General features: G+C 47.9%; 23 protein-coding genes. 12 read left to right on the top strand and 11 right to left on the bottom strand.

Annotated features, from left to right (window positions below):
• Positions 1–210 precede the first annotated feature (210 nt).
• The 4 genes from G459_RS0125970 to G459_RS28620 form a co-directional block, all read right to left on the bottom strand.
• Positions 211–627, bottom strand: coding sequence for a GxxExxY protein (locus G459_RS0125970; protein ID WP_026970189.1), 417 nt, complete (start codon positions 625–627; stop codon positions 211–213).
• Between the two features lie 129 nt (positions 628–756).
• Positions 757–1,602: an OmpA/MotB family protein gene (locus G459_RS0125965; protein ID WP_026970188.1), complete on the bottom strand. Its 846-nt coding sequence runs from the start codon at positions 1,600–1,602 to the stop codon at positions 757–759.
• 223 nt (positions 1,603–1,825) lie between these two features.
• Positions 1,826–2,410: a DUF4136 domain-containing protein gene (locus tag G459_RS0125960; protein WP_026970187.1), complete on the bottom strand. Its 585-nt coding sequence runs from the start codon at positions 2,408–2,410 to the stop codon at positions 1,826–1,828.
• A gap of 308 nt (positions 2,411–2,718) precedes the next feature.
• On the bottom strand, positions 2,719–3,423 hold the full coding sequence (locus tag G459_RS28620; protein WP_035457030.1) for a DUF2490 domain-containing protein: 705 nt from the start codon (positions 3,421–3,423) through the stop codon (positions 2,719–2,721).
• 252 nt (positions 3,424–3,675) lie between these two features.
• On the opposite strand from G459_RS28620, the gene G459_RS0125950 reads away from it, so the two are divergent.
• From G459_RS0125950 to G459_RS0125930, 5 genes are all read left to right on the top strand, one after another.
• Positions 3,676–4,044 carry a hypothetical protein gene (locus G459_RS0125950; protein WP_026970186.1) on the top strand — a complete coding sequence of 123 codons (369 nt, stop codon included), beginning with the start codon at positions 3,676–3,678 and terminating at the stop codon, positions 4,042–4,044.
• Positions 4,045–4,183: 139 nt separating this feature from the next.
• Positions 4,184–4,996, top strand: coding sequence for a polysaccharide biosynthesis/export family protein (locus G459_RS0125945; RefSeq protein ID WP_026970185.1), 813 nt, complete (start codon positions 4,184–4,186; stop codon positions 4,994–4,996).
• A 4-nt stretch (positions 4,997–5,000) separates the two neighbouring features.
• Complete coding sequence (locus G459_RS0125940) at positions 5,001–7,448, top strand: GumC family protein (protein ID WP_026970184.1); 2,448 nt, start codon at positions 5,001–5,003, stop codon at positions 7,446–7,448.
• A gap of 303 nt (positions 7,449–7,751) precedes the next feature.
• Positions 7,752–8,456 (top strand): DNA alkylation repair protein, encoded by a 705-nt coding sequence (locus G459_RS0125935; RefSeq protein ID WP_035457028.1) that lies wholly within the window; start codon positions 7,752–7,754, stop codon positions 8,454–8,456.
• A gap of 161 nt (positions 8,457–8,617) precedes the next feature.
• Complete coding sequence (locus G459_RS0125930; protein WP_026970182.1) at positions 8,618–10,228, top strand: LVIVD repeat-containing protein; 1,611 nt, start codon at positions 8,618–8,620, stop codon at positions 10,226–10,228.
• 121 nt (positions 10,229–10,349) lie between these two features.
• Here G459_RS0125930 and G459_RS0125925 read toward each other — a convergent pair whose 3' ends face one another.
• The 4 genes from G459_RS0125925 to G459_RS0125900 all read right to left on the bottom strand — a co-directional run bounded on the left by G459_RS0125925 (position 10,350) and on the right by G459_RS0125900 (position 16,604).
• A complete protein-coding gene (locus G459_RS0125925; protein WP_157373465.1) occupies positions 10,350–11,696 on the bottom strand; it encodes an ATP-grasp domain-containing protein in 1,347 nt (448 codons plus the stop codon).
• Between the two features lie 110 nt (positions 11,697–11,806).
• Positions 11,807–12,139, bottom strand: a complete 333-nt coding sequence (locus G459_RS0125915; RefSeq protein WP_157373464.1) for a hypothetical protein — start codon at positions 12,137–12,139, stop codon at positions 11,807–11,809.
• 170 nt (positions 12,140–12,309) lie between these two features.
• The gene (locus G459_RS29295) at positions 12,310–15,651 is read right to left on the bottom strand and encodes a hemopexin repeat-containing protein (protein WP_051315439.1); all 3,342 of its coding nucleotides are present in this window, start codon (positions 15,649–15,651) and stop codon (positions 12,310–12,312) included.
• Positions 15,652–16,160: 509 nt separating this feature from the next.
• Positions 16,161–16,604: a DoxX family protein gene (locus G459_RS0125900; RefSeq protein WP_026970178.1), complete on the bottom strand. Its 444-nt coding sequence runs from the start codon at positions 16,602–16,604 to the stop codon at positions 16,161–16,163.
• Positions 16,605–17,035: 431 nt separating this feature from the next.
• Here G459_RS0125900 and kdsB point away from each other — a divergent pair, with 431 nt between their 5' ends.
• From kdsB to G459_RS0125855, 7 genes are all read left to right on the top strand, one after another.
• Positions 17,036–17,761 (top strand): 3-deoxy-manno-octulosonate cytidylyltransferase, encoded by a 726-nt coding sequence (kdsB, locus tag G459_RS0125890; protein WP_026970177.1) that lies wholly within the window; start codon positions 17,036–17,038, stop codon positions 17,759–17,761.
• A gap of 11 nt (positions 17,762–17,772) precedes the next feature.
• Positions 17,773–18,192, top strand: a complete 420-nt coding sequence (locus G459_RS0125885; protein ID WP_026970176.1) for a VOC family protein — start codon at positions 17,773–17,775, stop codon at positions 18,190–18,192.
• Positions 18,193–18,328: 136 nt separating this feature from the next.
• A complete protein-coding gene (locus G459_RS0125880; RefSeq protein WP_026970175.1) occupies positions 18,329–18,610 on the top strand; it encodes a GNAT family N-acetyltransferase in 282 nt (93 codons plus the stop codon).
• Positions 18,611–18,646: 36 nt separating this feature from the next.
• Positions 18,647–19,054 (top strand): GNAT family N-acetyltransferase, encoded by a 408-nt coding sequence (locus G459_RS0125875; protein WP_026970174.1) that lies wholly within the window; start codon positions 18,647–18,649, stop codon positions 19,052–19,054.
• 276 nt (positions 19,055–19,330) lie between these two features.
• A complete protein-coding gene (locus G459_RS0125865) occupies positions 19,331–20,608 on the top strand; it encodes a metal-dependent hydrolase family protein (RefSeq protein ID WP_026970173.1) in 1,278 nt (425 codons plus the stop codon).
• A gap of 176 nt (positions 20,609–20,784) precedes the next feature.
• Entirely contained in the window at positions 20,785–22,293 is a 1,509-nt protein-coding gene (locus G459_RS0125860) for a S10 family peptidase (protein WP_026970172.1), read from the top strand.
• A 15-nt stretch (positions 22,294–22,308) separates the two neighbouring features.
• Positions 22,309–23,415, top strand: a complete 1,107-nt coding sequence (locus G459_RS0125855; protein ID WP_026970171.1) for a serine hydrolase domain-containing protein — start codon at positions 22,309–22,311, stop codon at positions 23,413–23,415.
• A gap of 5 nt (positions 23,416–23,420) precedes the next feature.
• On the opposite strand, the gene G459_RS0125850 is transcribed toward G459_RS0125855, so the two are convergent.
• The 3 genes from G459_RS0125850 to G459_RS0125840 all read right to left on the bottom strand — a co-directional run bounded on the left by G459_RS0125850 (position 23,421) and on the right by G459_RS0125840 (position 25,924).
• Positions 23,421–23,807, bottom strand: a complete 387-nt coding sequence (locus G459_RS0125850; RefSeq protein ID WP_026970170.1) for a response regulator — start codon at positions 23,805–23,807, stop codon at positions 23,421–23,423.
• A 170-nt stretch (positions 23,808–23,977) separates the two neighbouring features.
• On the bottom strand, positions 23,978–25,606 hold the full coding sequence (gene groL / locus G459_RS0125845) for a chaperonin GroEL (protein ID WP_026970169.1): 1,629 nt from the start codon (positions 25,604–25,606) through the stop codon (positions 23,978–23,980).
• Between the two features lie 39 nt (positions 25,607–25,645).
• Complete coding sequence (locus G459_RS0125840) at positions 25,646–25,924, bottom strand: co-chaperone GroES (protein ID WP_026970168.1); 279 nt, start codon at positions 25,922–25,924, stop codon at positions 25,646–25,648.
• Positions 25,925–25,992 lie beyond the last annotated feature (68 nt).

Below are 25,992 nucleotides of genomic sequence, written 5' to 3'. Positions count from 1 at the left end.
CGAAGCCTGTCAAACACAAAGGATCAAAGAAAACAGAAGAGGAGTTCGGCGGAAACTCTGGATTATTTCGTGTTCGTGTTGAGAAAAAGGAAAGCTAAGCCCGTTAGATGCAAAGAATCAAAGAACTCAGAAGAACCGGTTCGACGGGCAATCTTGATGACTTGGTGTTAAACTAAAAAGCATGTCCTGAAGGTGAAATCTGCTTGATGACTACCTTTTGGGGAGGGCCTGGTATTCTTTGGTTACAAAGGTCTTCGTTCCCTCCGAGAAAAGATTGGATACAAAGAAATTGTAGCTTATTCCTTTTGGAAGCTTAAGCAGTCTAAGGTAAGTCATCAGTTGTGCGTCGAAAATCGGAAGATGTTCCTTTACGGCTTTCAGCTCAATGCAGATCAGATCTTCTACAATAAAATCACAGCGCAGATCAGCGTTTACCAGAGTGCCCTTATAATCAATGGGGATAAACACCTCCCTTTGAAAGTTAATGGATCTGAGCTCAAGTTCTTTGGCAAGGCAGCTGCAGTAGACCTTTTCGAGTAGCCCAGGGCCGAGCGTTTTATGGACCTCTATTGCTGCACCGTTCACTTCATAGGTGAGTCGGTCGACGTAATCTTGGGAAATGTACACGCTAAAAATGTCTGGAGTTGAAAATGAAAAGCCATAGAACTAATTTAACCTGTTGTTAGGAGAAAAAAAAGGCAGGCTTTTAGGCCTGCCTTTGTGTTAAGTATTCAATCGTGGTAGTGGTCTTTCGGGTTACAGCATCGCAAAGAACATATCCAGATCCGGAATCAGGACAATGCGTGTTCTGCGGTTGAGTGCCATGTTTTCTTTGGTGTCGTTTTCTACGACAGGCAGGTAGCTAGCTCTTCCGGCGGCGATCATTTTTTCAGGTGCAACGGAGTATTTCAGTTGCAACTCACGTACGATGGAGGTAGCTCTCTTGACAGAAAGGTCCCAGTTGTCCTGTACTACTGCAGTGGAGATGGTACGCGGATCGGTATGACCTTCTATCATGACCTGGAGGCTAGGCTCGGAATTGATCACCTCAGACAGTCTCTTCAAGAGCGGTTCAGCCTTAGGGTTGATGCGGTAGCTACCGGTATTGAAGAGTAGCTTGTCAGATACGGTGATCATGACCACAGTTTGGTCGATGTCGATCTGTACGTCATCTTCTGAGCCCTCGCCACCAGCCGTGATGTTTTGTTTGATGTTGTATTCCACAGCCAGATTTACCGAGTCTGCCAGGGATTGCGCCTCAGCAAGCTTGGCTGGATCGACCTTGCCAAGAGTCTCAATCATCTTCGCTTTCGTATTCTTGGACATCGGCGTACCATCCTGTAGGCTGATCATGCCCTTGTTTTCCTCTACAAGCTGACCATTTGAGTCGTTGAGTGAGTTAATCTTGGCGTTGTACTCAGCGACCCGTCTTTCGATTGCGGTCATTTTCTCCTCCAATTCCGCTTTTTCCTGATTAGTCGCGGCGAGTTGACTCTGTGTCGTAAAAAGATTGCTTTCAAGCTCTGTGTATTTCTTTTTGGATACACAGGAAACAGTAAGGCTAAGTCCGAAGACACCTGCGAGAATAAGTGATTTGTTCATGGTTATGTTTTCTTGATTTCCGGACCTTATCCAAATTGACCGCCAGAACAATCAGTTTCAATTTACCGCCCTAGTCGAGAAAGGAGAAAAGTGCATCTGAGGTGGTTTTAAGGCGCTTTTTCGGTTTTAGACAGCGGTAGCCAGACAAAAGAAATGTCCCGTATCTGCGGGACATTCAAAGGAAAAGTGTGGAGAAGCTCCCCGGAATGAGGATCGCTTTGCGTCACTCCATAAGCCGGTTGATAATCTTAAACTCGTTCATCACGCGGTAGGCCGCGCGGGTGATGTCAGACTGGAAGTTTGGAGACTCGAGGTCAAAGTTGGCGGCGGTATAGCCCTGCCAGATAGTGTTGCCTTTTTTGGAATCTATGACATAGATCACGAGCATTCCGTTGTTTTGGGAGTACCGCACCTGGTTGTAGGTTTCGTCTTTTTCCTGCTCCCGTTCGATGTCCCCTTCATCATTTCGGTAGGTTTCTCCCGTCCTGTTGAGCCAGTAGTCAAATTCCGGCTGGACGTATCCACGATATCGGATCGAGTCGGAGAAGATCTTATAACTCACCAGCATGTCAGGCTTGGATACTTGCTCGCGAAATCCCTGCGAACCCAGCCGGGCTCCAATGGTGGCGTTGAGCACGCTGATCAGCACAGAAGAATCCTGAGCGGTGGCTTCTACGAAGGCAAAGGTCTTATATCTCTTGAATGACCCCGTGTAGTTGTAATCGTAGTCAGTGACGTAGTCTTTAGACGAAAAGCAGGAAGCGGTAATGACCGCAACTAGAATCAGCAGGGCAGAGGAAGCTTTCATGAGCGTGGTGTTTTGGTTGACCGATATTTTTTTGAAACAATGAAAAACCTAAACTATCCCAGAGCGCTTTTGTTGCCAAGTGATTCATATTAAGCGCGCTAGGCAACCTAATTTATCAATATCCCGGCAATAATGTTCCGGTTATGATAAATTAGATGAGTAATTTTTTGCAAAGGGCCTGTTTTGAGGTGCTGGATTCAGTAACACACCTCAAGGGACTCACAGCCATCGATATACGTGCTGAGTGGAGATCTCGGATCGTGACTTTTTGAAAAAGTAGACGATCCTCTTAAAAAATGATGCAGATCTTACTGCCCTTGCTTCTTGGAGTAAAGTTGATGAAACGCGCTAAACTGGAGATGTGTCTTTGAAAAAGTATTGCCCGTCTGCTCCATCACTCCAAATTGAAGCGCCATTCCGGGCGAAACTCGGTAGCCCAAACCCAGATAAAATCGGTTTCGGTCAAAATATTGATTGGCCGCAGGACCATCCGGTGTTTTTCCATTGATGAAGATCTCGTCGTAAACCTGCGCATAAAAAGCACCTTTTTCGCTGAGTTCCTTTTTGTTTAGAGGGACATTGACGAATAGGGCATAGCGAAACCTCGTTCGCAGATCTGTATCCCCGACCCAGCGCTGTTCGAAGCGGTAGCGGTGCATCAGTCCGACCTTGCCTACCTTCTGTCGCAAGATCGCCTCTTGATAGATTCGGTTTTCGTGTACGCCGGCATCTATATCCCCGTGCGCGCCGGTCGTCACCGAAGCGTAGCCAACCAGGAAACTTGCCTGACCTGATTTAATATTGTATTGGAGGCCAGATCTGAGCAGCAATTGCTCCAGGTCGCCGACCATGTTGTGGTTTCGATACTGGACTTCGCCGTGAATGGCCCAAGGGGAGTCAGAAAACCGGAAATTGCCAAAATACATATACCAAGATCCGAGGTCACTGTCATCTTGGGCGAAGGAGGAAAGAGAGAAAGTGGAGAGAAGGACTAAGATTAGAAGTTTTTTCATGCGGAATAATAGGTATCCATATCTCCTGTTTCGTAAAATGGGGCTGAGAAGTTTATAATATTGTGGACAAAATTTAAGTTTTATCCTTGTTTTGACTGAGTTTGAGGGCTAGGACACGGATATACTGACTTCGATTCTGGAAAAATGAAGGCAGGAATGGATCGTTTGGGTGGGTTTTTCTTCCCAACTCGGAGCTAGAGTATAGTTGCTTTTTTCAAACTAATCAGTTAAACTTATTTCTATTTTTAAGATATGGATCAGGAAAAGAAACGTTGCCTTCACTGTGACAAACCCATTCAAGGTCGGGTAGACAAGAAGTTTTGCGATGACAGCTGCAGAAATACCTATAACAACAGACAAAACGCAGCGAATGTCAACCTGATCCGGAACATCAACAATACACTGAAAAAGAACCGAAATATCCTGGAGTCACTGATTCCCACGAATGAAGAATTGACAAAAACTACCCGCGAACGGCTGACTAGAGCTGGCTTCAATTTTAGATTTTTTACGCATTCCTACCAAAACAGGAAGGGCAACAATTACCATTATTGTTACGACTACGGGTATCTGGCACTGGAAGGGGACTGGTTTTTGATTGTAAGGGGAAAGGATTTCTAAGCCTGCTTCCCTACTTGACTTTTGGGAATGGTTTTTGGAAAAGGAGTGTGGGAATTTTCGATTCGTCAATAAATCAAAGATTTTGGAGGAAAATTTCTAACTTTGCCCAGTTTTGAGTGTGTTGATTTAATAATATTATATGCGTGGACTCTTTAGAGTATTGAGTTTTGGAATCGTTTTTTTGGCCGCAATAGGCTGTGTTTCAAACGAAAAAATCATTTATCTCCAGAACCTTGAAGGTAACGAGGCCATTCCTGAAGGGGAACTGATCACCTACGAGATTCCAGAGTACCGTCTCCAGTACAATGACATCATCGACGTCAATGTGCAGACTGTCGAGGACATGCTCCTCACCGGTTTTAACAACAAGGCAGTGCAGATGAACAATCAAATGGGAAACGTGGCTGGCCAGAATGGGGGAGATATCTACTACATGACCGGCTACACGGTAGACAAGGCTGGAAATATCAGACTCCCGATCATTGGAGAGGTAAACGTCCAGAATAAAACGCTGGAGGAAGCACGCTTGCAAATCGAATCGCAACTGAGAGGGTATGTCACCTCCGAGTTGTATGTGAAAGTAAAACTCGGTGGTATCAGATATTCCGCTTTGGGTGAATTCAGAAGACCTGGGAAATTTGTGGTGCTGCAGGACAGAATGACCATCTTTGAAGCAATTGCGAATGCTGGAGACTTAAACACTGTAGCCAAACGGGATGAGGTTCTGCTGATCAGACAATATCCTGAAGGCACCAAGCTTCACCGTCTGAATCTCAACGACCGGCATTTGGTCGAATCTCCTTTTTACTTTATCCAACCCAACGATCAGATCTACGTGGAGCCGATGAAAGTCCGCGAAGTCGGAGCCGGAGAAAATGCCGCCCAGTCCTTGCTGTTGTTCACTTCAATCCTGACCACAGCCCTTTTAGTAGTTAATCTATTTGCAAACTAGTCCGATGCACCCAAGTTCTCCTTCATCCAGTTCCAATCCGCAATCTCCTTTCATGGTCAATCAGGAAGATGAGATCGACCTGAAGGTGATTGTTTTCAATTACCTGCAGTATTGGCCGATCATTCTGATCTTTATGATCGCGGGCTTGGTTTGCGCGTTCCTTTTCAACCGGTACGCGACACCGATCTACAACGTACAATCCAGTATCCTGGTAGCGGATGACAAGCCGAGTCTTGGTACCGACCTCTTTGAATCCAGTGGTCTGGGGATGCTCCAGGGGAAAAATAACATCGAAAACGAGATAGGGATACTGAAGTCCTATACGCTGGCAGATCAGACCATTAATGAGCTCAATCTGAATGTGCTCTATTACAAGGAGGGACTGCTTACCACCTCCCAGATTTATGGCAAAGTACCTGTATTGGTGACCGTGGATTGGGATGTGCCCCAGCTGGTTGGCGGAATGTTCAAGGTCGAAGTAATCAATGAATCGTCGTATCACCTCACTGTTGTGGACGAAGAATTTTCGGTTTACTCACCTTCGGACAGATTTTTTAAGTCGGCATTCGAAGGCGAAGTGGCGCTGAAGGATGTTTATAGCTTCGGAGAATTAGTTTCTGGAGAGAGTTTCTCCTTCAAGATTGACCAGGTAGATGTGCTCCCGGGCGATGAGATTCTTTTCAAAGTATTGGACACTCAGACCCTGGCTTTGAAGTATCGGGAGGAACTGGGTGTCACCCCGATCAATAAGCAAGCCTCGATCCTGAACCTGAGTTTGGAGACTCCGGTCAGGAGACTTGGGCAAGACTACGTCAACAAGTTGATGGAAATGTACCTGCTGCGTGAGTTGGATGAGAAAAACCGGGCATCAGAAAATACCGTCCGGTTTATCGATCAGCAGTTGAGCGGTATTACGGATTCCCTCCGATTTTCTGAGAATAGATTGCAGCAATACAGGACTGAAAACAGAGTGTTTAACCTCTCTGAAGAAGGGTCGGTCATCTTTGAGAGACTCCAGGAACTGGAAAAGGAAAAGGGTCAGACTGAGGTGACCTTAAAATATTACAAAACCCTCCAGACATACTTGGAAAACAACCAAGCAGGTGATCTGGTAGCTCCGTCGGTCATAGGGATTACAGATCCTTTGTTGAACTCTTTGGTTCAGTCGCTGAGCGAGCTGCAGGCGGAACAGACACGACTGAAGGCTAACTTTACAGACCAGACTCCCGTGGTCAGGGAGAATGCAGCCAGGATTCAAAGTTCGAAGAGAGCCTTGGAGGAAAACGTAAGTCTGGCCTATCAAAACACGCAGAATGTACTGGCTGATCTTAACAACCGGATTAGCATGATCCAGCGCGACGTAAATTCCCTTCCTCAGACCGAGCGTAACCTGCTCGGTATCCAAAGGCAGTTTACAATGCATGAAAACATCTACGTTTATCTGCTGGAGAAAAAAGCTGAAGCTGAAATCACCAAGGCATCAAATATGCCTAAAAACAGCGTACTGGATTTCGCAAAGTCCGGTCAGAGCCCGATAGCTCCAAAGAGATCACTTAACTTACTGATTGGAATGATCCTGGGCCTGATTCTTCCGATTGGATTTATTACCGTGAAGGATTTTCTAAACACCAAGATCGAAGATCCAAAGGAACTCGAGAAGCAGATCAAGGTTCCTTTGATTGGCATGATCGGCCGAAATAATTCTGACGACGCCCTTCCTGTTTTCAACAACCCCCGATCTACCGTGACGGAATCTTTCCGATCCCTGCGGGCGGATTTGGCTTATTTGAGCCCACAAAAGAACAATCTGGCTTTGTTATTTACCTCTTCAATTTCCGGAGAAGGAAAGACCTTTGTGTCCATGAACATGGCTTCGGTGTTTGCATTGATGGGCAAAAAGACAATCTTGATCGGCCTCGACCTCCGCAAGCCGAGGATCGCCCAAGACTTCAATATGGTCAACGACAAGGGGATGAGCACCTGCCTCAGCAGCAACCTTTCATGGAAAGAGGTCGTGAAGCCCTCTGGCTATGAGAATCTAGACGTGATACTCTCGGGCCCGATTCCTCCCAATCCAGCGGAATTGCTTCTTCAGGACAAGTTTAGGGTGATCGTCAACGAAATCAAGGAATTATACGATGTGGTAGTCTTTGACTGTCCTCCGGTCGGCTTGGTGTCAGAGACCAAGGAACTCTTCAGTTTCGCAGATGTAAACTTCTATGTTTTCCGTCAGGGTTATTCTATGAAAGGAAACAGTCAGATATTGAACAACCTGATCGAAAAAGGTGGGGTGTCCAAGATGTATGGAATTCTGAATGATCTCCATATCGACAAAGGCTACGGCTATGGCTACGGCTATGGCTACGGCTATGGCTACGGTAACAATTCCTACGGCTACCATGAGGAAGTACAATTGCCTTGGTGGAAAAGAGCCCTGAGAAGACAGAGATAAGCAAAAGCCCCAGATTAAATGGGGCTTTTGCTTTTGGTGCCTTTTTGGTTTTTGCGAGCAGACTCATCAAACAAGCTCAGTACGAGGGCTCGGTGCCCCGGAGCTGTTGGTCTCTGGTGCAGGGATGGAATGCGGCACAGCCACATTCCATCCCTGCACCCATCCGAATCAGAGTTCGGTGCTGGAGCTTGTCGAGACCACTTTATATATCTTTAATACTGGTGCGAAAACCGAGATTCAAATTGATTTTTAACTTACCAATAGACTCGACCGGTTTGCGTTGAATCCAGAATAGGATCTTCTATGAAAACAGCCCAACAATTCATCCTAGAGCTCGAGAAGCTAAGGTCTGACTCCGATCTCGGAAATGTAGAGAAGTACTTCAAGGGGAATGACGGGCAGACAAAGGCCCTTGGGGTTCGGTTTGGCAACATATTCGCGCTTGCCCAAGAGTACTGGGACATGCCTCTTGGGGAGATCGGAAAGCTGCTGGACAGCGACTACTACGAGATAAGGATGGCCGCGGTGAGTATCATGGATTTTCAGGCCAAGAACAAAAAGACCTCCCCAGAGACAAGGCGCGAGCTCTATGAACTGTATCTCCAGCGGCATGACAGGCTGAACAACTGGGATTTGGTAGACCGGGGCGCTTACAATATTATCGGCGAATATCTGCTCGATAAGCCAAGATCGATCTTATATGAGTTGGCGAAGTCAGTCAGTCCCTGGGAACGGCGAACTGCTATTGTCGCAACCTATGCTTTTATCAAGAAGAATCAGGTTGAGGAGACTTTTAGAATTGCTGAAATTCTGATTCACGATTCCAATGATCTGGTAAACAAAGCCGTGGGTGGCTGGATCAGGGAAGCTGGGAAAAGAGACGAAGAAAAACTCCTGGCATTTCTGGAAAAATACGCCGCAACGATGCCCAGAGTGACACTCAGGTATGCAATAGAAAAGCTTGACCCCGCGAGGAGAGAAAAATACCTCAAAGCCAAACAAACTTAGCCGGGTTTGGAAGATAGACGTACGAGACCATTTCCGCTTGCTGATTTATTTTCAGTTTGTGATTTTTGGATTAACTTTGCGGAATTTAATTTCGAAAACGACTTGTATTAGAAATTAAATTCTAAAAAGTGTATTTAAAACTCAATAGTCTGATATCCAAAATGAAAAAAAGCATCCTGGGATTAATGTTGTCGCTCGTAGTCTTGGCTTCCTGCCAGGATACAGATTCCGATCCTCAAGCAATCTTGATCAACAATGACAGCGAGGCGCTCAGTCAGCGAATCAAGCTGGACGGCAGCGGGGTCATCACCCTTATCAATCCCGAAGCTGCTGCTGGCAGGATAATGGAAACCTCATCGGAGCTGCCGATTGTGTTGATCTCGCAAGTGGAAGCTCCCGAATACCAAGGGGTAAGACTGAGGGCAACCCATGTGGATATCGATGGCGACTATGCTTACGTGGGCTATAATATGGAAGGCGAGACCTACCTCGGTGCCGTTGAGATTTTTGATATCTCGGACGTCTACAAGCCAAAAATCGTCTCTCAAGCCTTGTTTACGGACGCCGAAGTGAGTTCTCTGGAATATTCCAACGGAACACTTCAACTCGCGATGGCAGTCGATATCGACGGTGATCTTGGAGTTAGCTCTCCTGCAAATCTCGGGAGAGTTTCTGTTTCTGAAGGGAAATTCACCTCTGAATTTACGTTTACCTCGGTTCCCGGTTTTGTTGCCAATGATGTGACAGAGGTGGGTAGTGCTACAGCCATTACTACGGGAAATCCGGGAATTCTGGGCTTGGTAGATATTGCCGGCAATGTATCTCAGCAGGTGGAGTTGGAAGATCTGAGAAGTGTGGCCTATGGTAATGATAAGCTGGCAGTGTTGAGCGGTACCGAAGGCGCAATTATTTACAATCCTTCCAACTTGAGTGAACTGGCGAGAATCAGTCTGGACGATGCTACGCCGGAAGCCAAGCGAACGATCGCCATCGCTGACAACAACTTGTACGTGTCTGAAGGCGCAGCGGGCGCGGGCATTTATAGCCTTGGCAGCGGACAGTTGATTGCCAAATTGCCTATCCCGATCAATCCTGAAGGAGTCGACGCCGGTGATGTGGTCACCAATGCGGTTTCAATTGATCAGTCCTTGTTGTTTATGGCAAATGGTGCCGCGGGAATCTCAGTATCGAATGTCGAAAATACTTCAGATGTCAAAAGCATGGGTATCCTTGATCTGGACGGCTCCTCCAATTTTGTAAGAAACGAAGAGAATTTTGTCTTTGTGGCGACGGGAGCCGGGGGATTGCAAATCCTGAAGATCAATACGCCTGCTGAGGATCCGACAGAAACGCTCTGTAACGACCTGCCTGCCTACACTGGTAGCAGCAACTTAAATGTCAATGGCAATGAGAAAATGGCATTCTCTGGTGCCGCATCACTGAAAAATGTAAACGTGGGTGGCGAGTTGCTTTTCTGCGGATCCATGGCCATTGAGAGCAGCCTGAATGTCAACAGTAACGGGATCGTTCAGGTGGTTGGGAGCTTTGCTTTTGGTCAATATAAGAAGAATACCAGTCTGAATATCAACAGCAATTCCTACCTGAAACTTAGCGGAAGCTCGGTGATCTATGGTGACTTGAGGTTGAACAGCGGAGCGACGCTCGAATTTGTCGGAGAAGGCAATACGATCACAGTCTACGGAGACGTCACTATCAACAGCGGGGCCAAGATCATCGGTAGCTACACAGACACCGAGGGGAAATTGAAGTAACCATCGCCTCTGAGGCGGTTTAGCACTAAGGTTAAAATCAAAAAGAGAGCTTTTTCCGGCTCTCTTTTTTTTGCTTTAGGAAGTTCTGTTTCGAACCTCGGCGGCACAGGCACTTGAACTCTCAAAGTACATCCAGCTCATCCAGAAACCGGCACTGGGTCTTGGAGTCTTCATCGTCGTTGACAAACAGGACCCGGGATTTCCCCGTAGGGTTGATGCCTTGGGGAAGGATAAGTACTTCTGTGTCACGCTGTATCTTTTGGATAGTGTTGGCGACATGACGGAGTTTTTCGAGATCTTCAGGAAACTGTACCTGGGTATTAATGTCTATCTGGCTGAGGTGAAATCCTTGTCCGAGATGCTCCTGTAGTTTGCCTTCGAGCGAAAGCAGATGACAGATCGGAGAGGAGGCGGTTATCCTGGGATTGACCTCAATGATTCTTTCTCCGATCAAATCAAACTCTATTAGACCTTGATATCCAAAGGAACTGAGATTTGCCAGTGCGGAGAAAAGTTCCTCGGCAAATTCCAACCTTTCTGCTTCCAGAGACCTTGTCCATCTTCCACCCGTGAATCTTCCCTGTCCGTTCATCTGTTGGCTGTGGACTTGGAGGATTTGCCATCTGCCTCCGGGTAAGAATAACCCCATCACACCCCAGACCGGGCCTTCTAGAAATTCCTGTATTTGAAAGCGCCAGGGAAGGGATTCGCTGGATATCAATTCGCTGAGATGATCTTTCAAGAGTTCGGGGGAGGCCCCGATCCCGGCCCTTGGAAACAATCCAATCCCTGCGGCTCCGCCCGCCGGTTTTAGGATGAATTCGCCTTTGCCAATCCGATCGAGGTCAGAGACTGTAAAGCCGCCTCTTTCATAGGTAAACGTCCTAGCAACCTTGATCCCGGCGGCGGCAAGAAATGTAATCGCGTGATTTTTGTCCATCAAAAAATCCGTCTGTCGCGCCATGGTGTCCAACTCGATCGAGGTAGGAATCTTCTTTTTTAACTCGCTGAGAAAGCCCGATGAAAAGACAAATCCCAAGATAGACTGCCCACTCTCAGCCATCGTTTCGATACTTGAAGTCAGTAGGCTTCCTTTTTTTAGATTAATCGGACGTTTCTTGAAAAGATCAGCAACGTCTGAGGTCTCGTGTGCGATCACCAGGTCCTTTGGCTGTATTGAAATTCCTGTCAGCTGCTTCCAGATCGACGAATTAACAAGGAGGTTTTCCCTGATCCTTTCGAGCAAATCGGCTGAAAGATCGGGGTAGTAGACTACGAGGGTGTCCTCATCCCTGACGTACAGTTGGGCCTGGATGCCATTGTCCAGATGATTTTTTGGAAACTGGAGAAGTTGCGGATCGGAATAGACTTCCGAAGTGGGCATGCCAATGATCCTTCCGGGATTTTCTCCGGCGATCATCACACCGAGATGGGTAAGCCGGAAAGACGTGGTGCAGTCAATATTCATATGAAAAATCTGGAAAGATTTGAGGTCAAGAATCAAGGCACGAAGCCGCCAAAAACCCGTGCAGCTTTCGAGTCAGCGAAGCGACGCCATGAAAAATAGCATCGCGAAAATCAGAAACTCCCGGGGTCCTCAGATTTTGGTTTCAGGTAGGCGCTTTCTACCCATTCTTCATTCCTTAAAGCCTCGAGCAGTTGCGTAGCATCTCCGGGATAGTAGATCTGATGGTAGTCCAGTAGGCGGGATGCTTCTCCGGGTTTTTCTTGATTTGTCTGAACATCGAGCTTTCGGACTTCGCTGCGGTGTTCTTTGAGTAAGCCGTTGATCCTTTCCACTTGCTCCGGGTTTTGCGAATGAAAGAGTCCGGACTTCAGGCTCACACCGGAATTTGGCTTGAGCAAGACCATGATTTCATTGCGGCTTTCTTGGGATTCTTTGTCAGTCATAATAAGTTTTGTTTTGGAAGTATGCACACCTGTCCATATCCAGCCGCAGCTTAGGATTATCGAGATAACCAGATGCAATTGAGTTCGGTACGATACCTTCATTGGTCGGGTCTAAGGAGAAAATGGCCCAGGCCAGTATTAGCCTGGGCCTCTTCTATCCAACGAATGGGTTAGGAAATAATTCCCCTTGGATAGCCTTCCTCCATCGTCCAGTTGTCTGCCGGCAAAATCTTCAAATATTCGGTTCCTTTAAAGAAGTAGATATTGGAAGATTTGCCGTTCCACAGGGCGGCGTCCAAGCCGGCATTGAAGTTCGCGGGCATCCCGTTCCAGGCGGAATTTATTGCCTTGGGATATCCTGCTTCCATATTCCATCCGTTGAGCGGATCGATCCGGACATACTGGTTTCCTTTGAAGAAATAGATCTTATTGTTGGTGCCTGACCAAAGGGCTGCATCAATTCCTGAGGAAAATGAAGTCGGAAGCCCCGGCCAGTTGCCGGCAATGGGCTTGGGATATCCAGGTTCAACAGCCCATCCGTTCGTCGGATCTACTTTGATGTATTGATCACCTTTGAAGAAGTAGATTCTGTTGTTGGTTTTTGCCCAAAGCGAGGCGTTTACTCCAGAGGCAAAAGTTGCGGGGAATCCCGGCCAGCCAGAGGCGATGGATTTTGGATATCCGGCTTCTACTTCCCAGTTGTTAAAAGGGTCGACCTTGAGGTACTGGTTGTCTTTGAAGAAGTACACCTTCTTGTTGGGATCGCTCCACAGGGCTGCATCCAAGCTTCGGCCGAAAGCTGCCGGGAATCCCGGCCAATTCGAATCCAGGTTGAGTTGCTGGTAGACCTGCCGCAAGTTGGGCCTATTGCCAATTCGCTGCCGTGCGATGATCTGAGGATATCCGGGTTCGACGTTCCAGCTGGTAAGCGGAGAGATCCGGACATACTTTTCTCCTTTGAAGAAATAGATCTTGTCGTTGGTTCCACTCCAAACGGCAGCGTCAACGCCGGAGGCGAAATCAGCTGGCATTCCGGGCCAATTCCCTGCGATTGGCTTGGGATATCCTGCCTCTACACTCCAGCTTACGGCCGGGTCAATCCTGATAAACTCGTTTCCTTTGAAGAAGTAGATCTTGTTGTTGGTCTTGCTATACAGGGCCTCGTCGACTCCTGAGGCAAAGGAAGCGGGAAAACCAGGCCAGTTGCCAGCGATCGGTTTTGGATACCCGGCTTCCACAGTCCAGTTGTTGAATGGGTCCATCCTGACAAATTCGCTGCCTTTAAACATGTAGACCTTTTTGTTGGTCTCACTCCAGAGAGCTGCGTTGATGTCGGATTGGAAGCTTTCGGGCAGTCCGGGCCAGTTTCCTGCTATTGGTTTGGGATATCCTGGTTCGATGTTCCAGTTGTTTGCGGGATTTACTTTTACATATTGCGATCCTTTGAAGAAGTACATGTTGTTTGATTTGCCGTTCCACAGCGCCGCATCAAACCCACTTCCGAAGCTGGCATTGAGCCCTCTCCAGTTGGAATCATCATTGGTTTCGTTGCTGCCGCTCAAACGCTGCTGGGGTGAGCCCGTGCTGCGGAGGAGATTTCGCATGCCGTCGGAGGTAAGCAGCGCCTTTCCCCGGGCTTTTAGTCTGCCCTGAATACAGGCCACGGCTCCCGTGACTACCGGCGATGCGCTGGAAGTTCCGTTAAAGGAAGAGGTGTACCACAGATCTTCTGTCTTAAGGAAAAATACTTTGCTGGTCGTTTTGTCCCAAAATGCAGCATTCACGCCGCGGTTAAACTCGGATGGCAGATTGTTCCAACTTGTGCTGATACTCTTGGGGTATCCGGCTTCCACATCCCATGATACCGATGGGTTGATCCTCAGGTATTTGTCTCCTTTGAAAAAATAGATCCTGTTGTTGGTATAGCTGAATATAGCTGCGTCCACTCCGGCCGCGAAGGAAGAAGGAAATCCCGGCCAGTTTCCTGAAATTGGCTTGGGATATCCTGCCTCGACGTCCCAGCTCACAGAGGGATTGATCTTGACATATTGGTTTCCTTTGAAGAAATAGACCCGCTTGTTGGTTTCGCTCCAAAGCGCAGCATCGATCCCTTCCGCAAAATCCGACGGCATTCCGGGCCAGTTGCCGGCAATTGGCTTTGGATAGCCAGTCTCTACTGTCCAGCCGTTGTTCGGATCAACGCGGTAATACTCGTCTTTCTTAAAAAAGTAGACTTTTTGGTTATGGTCGCACCAAAATGAAGCACTGATTCCATTGCCCATAGCGCTTAGAAACCCCGGGCCAACACCTATCGGGGATTTCGGATAGCCGGCTTCGACGGTCCAGCTATTGGCAGGGTCGAGGCAGACAAACTTGTCGCCCTGTAGATTCCCATAGCCCGTGGTGGCGACGTTATGTCCCCAGCCTTGGACATCCACCCGCTTGCCCCAGTTAGAAAAACTCAGGATACTCCGATCCATTGTGGAAGAGGGAGAGGCACCGGCGCCGACGATGATTGCTCCGGATTGGGGATTTGCTGGATTGAAGGGGTTTTTCCAGCTGTTAGGCCATCCAGAGGGTCTTTTGTTGTAGATCTCGAGGTCAAAATTCTCCATCCCGTTGCCTGCGGCTTCCACTACGATGATCCCCTTGGATGTCGCATAGGTGACCGCAGCAAAGTCATCGGGCCAAAATTCGATGGCGATAAAGCCACGTTGGCCGTCTACTTTTTGAAAATCATAGGCTGGGCCTGCCCGGTGGACTTCAAGCAGGATAATATCGCCGGCCTTGCTTGCGTCGGCTGCGTTGATGATCGCCTGGGCCGTACCCTGGCCGTTATGGGAGATCGCCCTGAGTTGGACGTTGGAACTTATCCCACTCATTCCAATCCCGTTTGCTGCGCCGGCAATGACTCCCAACACGGCTGTGCCATGGTCCCGGGAAGAAGCCACATTGTTTCCGCCCAGGATGCTTGAGATCTTGCTGCGCAGGTCTTCATGGGTGAGGTTGAATCCCTGTTCCACGTCGGTGACTCCTATTCCGTCTCCTTTTCCCCCCGCAAATTTCCAGGAAAACTTCGCATCAATCCCCCCTGGCGCGGCATCCAGATAGCCTTGATTTCCGGTGAAATCCGGGCTTTTCCAAGCGCTGTTTGGATCTTCCGCAGGCGGCTTGATATAAGCACCTTCCACTAGCGGGTCTTTTAAAAATTCCTGCAATAGTCCTTCAAGATTGGACTCACTTTGGACCATGAAAAAGGCTGCCGGATTCAGGTGGGCAGCTTTGGCGAACGACCTGAATTGCGCAGGCATCGTATCCAGCTTGATCGAAGGATTGAAGATCGGTTGGACTTTACTTTTCAACCGCTTGAGAGTGGTGTTCAGGGCCTTCGCTGAATCTCCTTTTGTAGTTCGGAAGGTGTTTTTCGTGGTGTCAACCTGTGCGTCATCCTTAAAGATGACTACCAATTCCTGAAGATTGGGTTGGCTTTTGGATAGGGTCTTTGTTGCCATTTTCCGTGTTTGTTTAAAAGTTAGAAATTAAAAATACTCCTGAAAGTTTTGACGTAAGTCTCTTGTAGATAGTGTTCTATGTCGCCACTGACAGGGAGGCGCAAATCTATGGGCAATATATCTCAGGCGAAAAAATTCGGCCGGTCACTATTTGCACATTTTACAAAAGGAAAATAAATATTTATTAGAACTTCGGTCTGCCATTTCGATCATAGTGTTTCTTTACAAGCGGATTCGGATCGAAGAGCTCGAGCAGATTAGTTGGTCCGGGCTTTCCGGCCTCGGAAGTATCGAAGCGATTTGAAAAGGGTTGATGAAATATAGGCGGAGAGTCAAGCCTCATGGTCTCCTGCCGCTTTACCATCGTTGGAACAAACGCACATTCGGTTTCAAGCCAAGACTGGATATCAGCCTCGCCTCTGTCCGCTCCTCTAAAGCCAGGCATCGTTACCATCGACGTCCTCAGGCTTTATCCGCAACCCGGGTTGTTGATGGATACGTTTTGGCCGCTACCAAGTCGGGTGCTGTTTCATCCAATGATCCACCGAAAACTTGCCGGATCCATAGATCAAGAAGGTGACCAGCAGAATCAGAACGATCAGGGAAATGCCAAACTCAAGATTGTTTGAAACCGATAAAAATCCAGGTTGGGCATTGACGAGAAAGACGGCTACCAGCAAGATTGGAATTTGAAACAGGATCGCGAAGCGTGTGACCAGGCCCATGGCAATCAAGATCCCGCCGACCAAATGCGCAAAGGCGACATAGTGAGCCAGTCCGAGATTGACGAATTGGAGATCAGCAGTCTTCATGAGAGCCAACAACGCACCGGTGTCGGAGATAAACAGGATTCCTTTGTAGAGGATGAACAGTCCCAGGATAATTCGGACGAAGTCTATCCATTGCGGATGGTGGGTGTCAGCCCAGTGTTCGATTTTTGTGATAGTGTTCATGGCTTTTGGGTTTTTCGTTCCCAATAATTTACAAAGAATATTTTCAAAAGCATTGATATTCAGTGGCATAAAATTGCCGGTGGCGGCTGATAGGAACAGATGACCGGGTTTCTGGGAACGCTTTTATCGAAAACCTTTGCTGATGTTTCACAAAAAAGATCTCCGAAACTTAGCAGCCTCAGTCAACCCAGATACCTATCGTCTCGTTTATCATGTTCCCGATTTTCTATATCTTTGGATCGCTGAGCTCAAATCACCTGGGGTTGGATCTAAAAGGTCCAATCTTTTGATGTTCAAGCAAGTACCAAATGGAGTTTAAACGAAGGAGACGTTTTTCTCAGCTGGAACATGGGATGAGGGGGAAAGACGATCTCCGGACTACTCAACTCGGCATATTTTCGATCTTTTACTTTTCTTCTATCTCAGACAAAATGAAAACAGCTGCTCTCATCCCCGCCCGATATGCGTCAACCCGCCTGCCTGCCAAGTTGATTCAAGACTTGGGCGGAATTTCGGTGATCCAACGGACCTACGTCAGCTCCGTCGCTACGGGAGTTTTTGATGAAGTCTGGGTCGTTACCGATCACAAGGAGATCGAGAGACAGATCTTGGATTTGGGTGGCAACGTGTTTATGAGCAAGAAAATCCATCAAAGCGGTTCTGACCGGATTGCCGAAGCCCTGGAGGCAGTGGATGCAGATTTGATTGTCAACGTGCAGGGCGATGAGCCATTTCAGGACCCAAGGTCTCTTCAGGATCTGGTGGCAGTCTTTGACAAACCCAAGGTGAAGATGGCCTCGCTCATGTGTCGGATTTCGGAGGATGAAGCCTACAATCCCAACACGGTGAAAGTCGTGCTGGATGAAAAGAAGAACGCAATCTACTTTTCCAGATCCCCGATTCCCTTCAATAGGGAGCGGACGGAGGATATATTTTATTGGAAGCACGTGGGGGTTTACGCCTACATGCGGGAGCTATTGCTGGAATTCACCTCCTGGCCCAAGGGGAGACTGGAGCAGATCGAGATGCTGGAGCAGCTGCGGCTGATCGAGCGTGGCGTGAAGATCAAGATGGTGGAAACCGAGCATCAGGCCATTGCCATTGACACCAAAGAGGATCTGGACCGGGCAAGGAATTTTTTGAAGAGTATACTTTAATAATCCCAATTATGAAAAAACGCGTCACGGGCATAGGAGGTGTTTTCTTTAAGGTAAAAGATCCTGGTGCAACAAAATCGTGGTACCAAAAGCACTTGGGATTGAATACAGACAAGTATGGGACGACTTTCGAGTGGAGAAGCAGTGAGGAGCCTGAGAAGATGGGCTTTTCTCAATGGTCTCCGATGAAAGATGACACCGACTATTTCAAGCCTTCCGAAAAAGATTTCATGATCAACTATCGGGTGGAAAACCTGGTGGAATTGGTAGAGGAGTTGAAATCCGAAGGCGTCACTATTCTGGATGAAATAGCAGTCTATGACTACGGGAAGTTCGTTCATATCCTGGATCCCGACGGACACAGTATCGAACTTTGGGAACCTGTGGATGATGTCTACGGCGGCATCGTCGAAGGCAGGACGAGAAGCTGATTTTTGAAATAAGTGGCAAGATTTAAGTATCAAGTATCAAGAGCCAAGAACCAAGTAGCAAGATTTAAGTATCAAGTAATGTTGCTAATTAACCTTTATTCCTTAACCCTTAACAATTAACGACTGACTCTTTCTCATGGAAATTCAACATCAATTCGACGGCCGAAGAGGCTCATTTTTTCTCGCAGAAGGAGATAAGCGAATCGCCGAAATGGTCTATGTGATGGCGGGGCCAAAGAAGATGATCATCGAGCACACTGAGGTGGACGAAAGCCTGAAAGGGCAGGGAGTCGGTGCGAAATTATTGGAAGCACTGGTGGACTTTGTCCGAAAAGAGGAAATCAAAGTCATTCCGCTTTGCCCCTTTGCCAACGCGACCTTCAAGAAGCGGGCGGATTTGCAGGATGTCTTAAGTTAACTTCGGGTTCTCCATCGTTGAAAAACCGGCAATGCAATGATCACATTCCAAGTTGAGTCGAGCATCACCCTGGAGGAATATGTTTTTATTCTTGATGATTCCGGTCTGGGCAAAAGAAGGCCTATGGATGATCCCGAGCACCTTCAGCGGATGATCGAAGGTTCCAACCTGCTCGTGACAGCCCGTGAGAATGGCCAACTTGTTGGATTTCTTAGGGCTCTGACGGATCAGTGTTACAGGTGTTTCATCGCGGATTTGGCAGTGGCCAAAGCCTATCAAGGAAAAGGTATTGGCAGGAAAATGCTTCAATTCACCCGGGATTTGGCTCAGGACGCGCGCCTTATACTTTTTGCGGCAGAAGATGCTGAGCCATTCTACCAGAAACTGGGATTCAAACTACACGAGCGCTGTTACCAATTGAAACCCGGAGAGGAATTGAATTAGGAATTATGAATTGAGAATGAAAAATCTCAAATCTCAAATCTCAAATCTCAAATCTTCGAATTTTTTGTCCGGGTTTTTGATCCTCAATACTGATTTCCGGGTATCCGCTTTCTTACCACTAATCAGTTTGGAATCAATTTCGAGCTGCTGTGGACTGTTGTCCGTGGTCCGTGGACGGATCGTCCGTATGTAAGAATTTCATGAGTTCCACTGGCTGAATTGCGGATAATCATATATTGGTTTATCTTACTCAGACAACCACCAATCCCATTACCCATGAAGAAAATTTTACTCTCAGGCTTTGCCCTGATGTTTTCTCTTTCTGTTTTTGCCCAAAAAACATACATCCACGCCGGGCGCCTGATCGATGTCAAAACAAAAAAAGTCCTTACCGAGCAGACCATCGTCGTCGAAGCAGACAAGATTCTCTCGGTGTCCTCCGGCTACCAAAACGGGACCGCCGAAGACAAAACCATTGACTTGAAGAACGCGACCGTCATGCCTGGACTGATGGACATGCACGTCCACATCGAAAGCCAGACCAGCCCAACCCGCTATGTGGATGGATTTCGCGACAACGAAGCCGATGTCGCGTACAAGGCGCTGCCTTATGCGCACATCACGCTGATGTCCGGTTTTACCACCGTCCGTGATCTTGGCGGATCGGGGGTGAATATCGCTCTGCGAAATGCCATCAACAGCGGCTTGGTTGTGGGCCCGAGAATCTACACCGCGGGCAAGTCTATCGCTCCGACTGGCGGGCACGCAGACCCCACCAACGGAGTAAGAAGAGATTTGATGCGTGATCCGGGTCCGGACGAAGGCGTGATCAATGGAGATGACGACGCGCGAAAGGCGGTTCGGCAGGCTGTAAAATACGGTTCAGATGTGATCAAAGTAACCGCCACAGGTGGAGTGTTGTCAGTGGCCAGAGATGGCTCGGCTCCCCAGTTTCAGCAGGATGAGTTGGACGCGGTGGTTCGGACAGCGAAGGATTTTGGGATCACTGTTGCGGCGCATGCACACGGGGATGAGGGGATGAAAAGAGCGGTGAAGGCCGGAATCCACTCAATAGAGCACGGCACGATGATGACGGAGGAGACCATGGATATGATGATCGAGGCGGGAACCTGGTATGTGCCAACCGTGACTGCCGGGATGTCTGCCGCCGAATACGCCAAAATCCCGGGCTACTACCCACCGGTGGTGAGAGACAAAGCTATGAGCATTGGTGCCCAGATTCAGGAGACTTTTGGTAAAGCCTATAAGAGAGGAGTAAAAATCGCCTTTGGAACGGATGCTGGGGTATTTCCGCATGGCGAAAACTATCGCGAATTTCTGTACATGACCGAAGTTGGGATGCCAAACCTGGAAGCCATTCAAGCAGCTACCTTGAATGCCGCGCAGCTTCTGGGGATCGAAGCCAAACTGGGGACGATCGAAGCCGGAAAGATTGCCGACATCATCGCCGTATCCGGAAATCCCGACGAGGATATCAAGGTCATGAAGGACGTCTCTTTCGTGATGAAAGAAGGGAAAGTGTATAAGCAGTAGACAGTGGCCAGTAACACAGTAGGCAGTTTCCAGTCGCAGTGATCAGTGTTCAGTTCTCGCAGCTTTCTTGATACTTGCTTCTTGATACTTGATACTCGGTAACGTTACAACCTTTCAACTTTAAAACCTTTCCACCAGTTAAACCAGTCCAACCACCTCTAATCCAAACTATATATATGAAAATCAAACTTTTACTTTTGTTCCTATTCATAGCGACCTTTTCTTTTGCTCAAGAAAAAAAGGATACGACCTCAGGACCTCAGCCGACAGCGCAGGTCTTTGAATCCAAACAGTCGGTCGTCATCGATGGAAAGACGATCAACCTCAACGCCAAAGCCGGGACCATGGAGCTGCGGGATGAAAACAACAAACCAATAGCACTGTTTGGGTTTACAGCCTATTTCAAAGAAAACCCGGAGAAAGACCGGCCGATCGTGTTCGCGTATAACGGCGGTCCGGGTTCCTCTTCCTATTGGCTACACATGGGGATCATGGGACCAAAGCGCATCGTGGTCGATGATCCCAACTACAACCAAGCTTCACCTTACGAGCTGGTGAACAATGAGTTTTCAATCCTGGATGTAGCAGACGTGGTAATGATGGATCCCATCGGGACGGGCCTAAGTGTTCCGATTGGGGAGGCTAAGGGCGCTGACTTTTGGGGTGTTGACCAGGACATTCGCAGCGTGAGTTTGTTTATCATGCAGTTTTTGAAAACCCACAATCGATTAAATTCTCCAAAATACATCCTTGGAGAGAGCTACGGGACTTTCCGGAATGCAGGTGTGATGAGCTATCTCTTGGACAGAGGATATGCTCTGAACGGGGTAATCATGGTTTCCGCCGTCCTTGACCTGCGGACACTGTTTTTTGCTCCCAATGAGGATCTTCCCTACATCGTGTATCTGCCCACCATGGCCGCTACGAGTTGGTATCACGACAAAGTCGCCAACAAAGGAGCTGACCTGCCGTCTTTTGTTCAGGAGGTGAGGGACTTCACGGATAATCACTACACGCCGGCTCTTTTCAAAGGAAACAAGATCTCCGAAGCGGAGGAAAACGCAGTAGCGCAGAAGCTTCAGGATTATACCGGGATTTCGTCAGCTGTCTGGAAGAGAGCCGACCTGAAGATCACTGCGAGCGAATACTTCCAGGAACTTCTGCGTACGACAGGAGAGACGGTGGGTCGTCTGGACTCCCGATACAAGGGAATCAATGTCGATCCGATGTCCATGGATGCCTTCACTGATCCGCAGAGTGACGCGATCTCATCCGCTTACACGATGGGATTCCTGGACTATTTTCACGGAAGTTTGGGCGTAAGCAAGGACTTGCTGTACGCTACTTCAGCTTATTCCAAGGAAGGCTTCAGATGGGACTGGAAGCATCAGGGCAACAACTTTTGGGGTGCGGATGCAGCGGTGACTACTGTGCCCGACATGACCGACGCGCTCAGCAAAGATCCAAACGTCAAAGTTCTGATCATGAACGGGTACTACGATCTGGCAACCGTTTTTTACGGAGTGGAGCACTCGATTTCCCATATCGATCTGCCCAAATCAGCGACAGATCGCATCATCATGACCTACTATGAGGCGGGCCATATGATGTACACGCATTTGCCCTCCGCCAAGCTTTTCCGGGAGGACTTGAAAAAATTCATTGCAGACACCCTAAGAAAATAAACCATGAAGCCCGGCATGCCATCAAATCGATTTTTTACCTGCATCAAGCTGGCGATGGGATGCTGGGCTTTTTTTACATTTCACTGTGCCGAAGCCCAAAAGTCGCCGCTCACTTCTTCTCTGTATTTCCCACCCACGGAAACTTCCGATTGGGAAAAAATGCCAGTTGCAGAATTGGGTTGGGATCAGACAGCGCTTGCTGAGATGCTGGCCTGGCTGCCAACCCAGGACACCCGGGCTTTTATCATCCTGAAAGACGGCAAGATTGTGGTGGAGGAATACTGGGGAGCCAAGCTGACAGGAGTGGGGGAGATGGATCAAAACTCCCTCTGGTACTGGTCCTCGGCCGGGAAGACACTTACTGCGGCCCTGGTCGGTATCGCGCAGCAGCAAAAGTTGCTGAAAACCAATGATCGCACCCAAAAATACCTGGGGGAAGGCTGGACGTCAATGTCGGCTAAGCAAGAAAAGGAGATCCGTCTGATCCACCATCTGACGATGACGACAGGATTGGATGACAGAGTTGAAAATCCGGACGATTCCGCTCCGGAGAATATGAAATATCTGGCAAATCCGGGGACGCGCTGGAGCTACCACAATGCCGCGTACTCGCTGTTGAAGCATGTGATCGAAAAAGCCTCTGGAAAAGACTATCAGAGCTTTTTCAAAGATAACTTGGGAGACAAGATCGGGATGACTGGTTTTTGGCAGCAAAGCGGATTCAACGACGTGTTCTATTCCGACGCGCGTTCCTTTGCGCGGTTTGGACTGCTGATGCTGGCAAAGGGTCACTGGGATGGAACGGAGATCTGGTCGGGGGACTATTTCGAAAAGATGTACCAAACCTCCCAAAAGTTAAATCTAAGCTATGGCTATCTGACTTGGTTGAACGGGAAGGCTTCCTTTAAGGCTCCAGGTTCGAAGGCTGAGACTGCCGGTTCGATGATTCCCCAAGCGCCGGCAGACATGTATCAGGCGATGGGAAAGAGCGGACAGTTTCTGATGGTAATTCCTTCGAAGAATCTGGTCATTGTCAGGATGGGGAGCTCAGATGGTGAGTCGCCGGTACCCTATGCGTTGATGCGGGATATTTGGGAGCGCTTGGATCAGGTGATGGATTGATCGGCTTAAGCGTATTTTTCCATCTGATAGTTGATCTTGTCGATGGTAAGTGGCTTTTCAAGAAAACCGGAGACGATCTGGTATCCATCTGCCCTTTGTCTGTCCTGAAAATCTATGGAGCTGGAGAGGATGACAATCTTGTCAGCACGGTCTGGATAGATCTCCATATACTTGTTTAAGAATTCCCAGCCGTTCAGCACTGGCATATTGATGTCGAGAAAAATAAGGAGACTGTCGTCGGGGTTGAGCTCCGTGATCTTTCCGAGCGCATCCTGACCACTCAAAAACTCCTCTATCCGCCCGCCAATCCGTGTTTTTCCCAAAAGTCTCCTATTGATAAGGTTATTGATGGGGTCATCATCCACTAAAAAAACAGCATCAAAGTGAACCATTAAGTGTAAGGTCGGGCGTTAGTGTGTGTAAGTACTCCAAAATACAATTATTCCCTATTCCCAAGAAAGGAATTCGCTGCTTTTTATTTTCAAGTATATATAAAGACTATAAATCAGGGCAATAAAAAAGGAGGCACTGAGGCCTCCTTTTTTAGTATTGTGGGTGTTGATTACATCATGCCACCCATTCCGCCGCCGCCCATTTGAGGCATAGACGGAGAATCTTCTTTTACATCAGCTACTACACACTCAGTGGTCAATAGCAACGCTGCGATGGAAGCGGCGTTTTCAAGAGCCAATCGAGTTACTTTCGTAGGATCGATAACTCCTGCTGCAAATAGATCTTCGTAAACGTCTGTTCTTGCATTGTAGCCAAAGTTTCCTTTGTTTTCTCTGATCTTGTTGATCACCACAGACGGCTCACCGCCGGCGTTGGCTACGATTGTTCTCAGTGGAGACTCGATCGCCAGACGGATGATGTTGATACCGGTGTCCTGATCTTCGTTTTCACCTTTCAGGTCAGCAAGTGCGTCAGCAGCTCTTACAAGCGCCACACCACCACCTACTACTACACCTTCTTGTACGGCAGCTCTTGTAGCGTGCAAAGCATCATCTACACGGTCCTTCTTCTCTTTCATCTCTACTTCAGTGGCAGCACCGATGTACAGGATCGCAACTCCGCCAGACAATTTGGCAAGCCTTTCCTGAAGCTTCTCTCTGTCGTAGTCAGAAGTGGTTTTTTCGATCTGAGCTTTGATCTCAGCGATTCTGCCTTTGATGGCAGCTTTGTCACCTGCACCGTTTACGATGGTGGTGTTGTCTTTGTCGATGTTGATCTTCTCAGCTCTACCCAACATGTCAGGCGTAGCGTTTTCCAATTTGAAACCTCTTTCTTCAGAGATGACAGTTCCGCCGGTCAGGATCGCGATGTCTTCCAACATTGCTTTTCTTCTGTCACCGAAACCTGGAGCTTTCACAGCAGCAACTTTCAAAGCGCCTCTGATCTTGTTCACTACCAAAGTAGCCAAAGCTTCACCGTCTACATCTTCAGAGATGATCAACAATGGCTTGCCAGACTGAGCTACTGGCTCAAGTACAGGAAGCAATTCTTTCATGGAAGAGATCTTCTTGTCGTAGATCAGGATGAATGGATTGTCCAATTCAGCTTCCATCTTCTCCGTGTTGGTTACGAAGTAAGGCGAAAGGTAACCTCTGTCAAACTGCATACCTTCTACAGTCTTCACGTCAGTCTCAGTACCTTTTGCTTCCTCTACAGTGATCACACCGTCTTTACCGACTTTGTCCATCGCGTCAGAGATCATGTTACCGATCTCTTCGTCGTTGTTTGCAGATACGGTAGCCACCTGAGCGATCTCTTTGGAAGTAGAGATTTGCTTGGAGTCTGCTTTCAGTTTAGCAACTACTGCAGCGACAGCTTTGTCAATGCCTCTTTTCAGATCCATTGGGTTTGCACCTGCTGCTACGTTTTTGATGCCAACGTTGAAGATGGCTTGTGCCAATACAGTCGCAGTCGTAGTTCCGTCACCCGCGTTGTCGGCAGTCTTGGAAGCCACTTCTTTCACGAGCTGAGCGCCCATGTTTTCGATCGGCTCAGACAACTCGATCTCTTTTGCTACTGACACACCGTCTTTGGTGATGGTCGGAGCGCCAAATTTTTTGTCAATGATGACATTACGGCCTTTAGGGCCCAAAGTAACTTTTACTGCGTCTGCCAATGCATCCACACCTTTTTTCAGACGATCCCTAGCATCGGTATCGAAAAACAATTGTTTTGCCATGATATTTTAAATTTTCAGTTGTTGATTTTGTTTGATTGATTAAAGGATCGCGAAGATGTCAGACTCTCTCATGATGAGGAAATCTTTGCCTTCTACGCTCAGTTCAGTGCCGGAATATTTACCGTACAAAACAGTGTCACCCACTTTCACAGTCAATGGCTCATCTTTTTTGCCGTTTCCTACTGCTACTACAGTCCCTTTTTGCGGTTTTTCTTTGGCAGTATCCGGGATGTAAAGACCAGAAGCGGTTTTCTCTTCTGCTGCAGCTGGCTGTACCAAAACTCGGTCTGCAAGAGGTTTGATGTTCACGTTTGACATAGTATTAAATTGTTTAAGGTTAAATTTTAGATTAAAATGCTATTGCCCTCTTATCACTTCCTGTGCCA

It is taken from the genome of Algoriphagus terrigena DSM 22685 (assembly GCF_000429445.1).
GTDB lineage: Bacteria > Bacteroidota > Bacteroidia > Cytophagales > Cyclobacteriaceae > Algoriphagus > Algoriphagus terrigena.
Note: the sequence above shows the minus strand (reverse complement) of the source record. Positions and strands in the feature narration are given on the sequence as shown.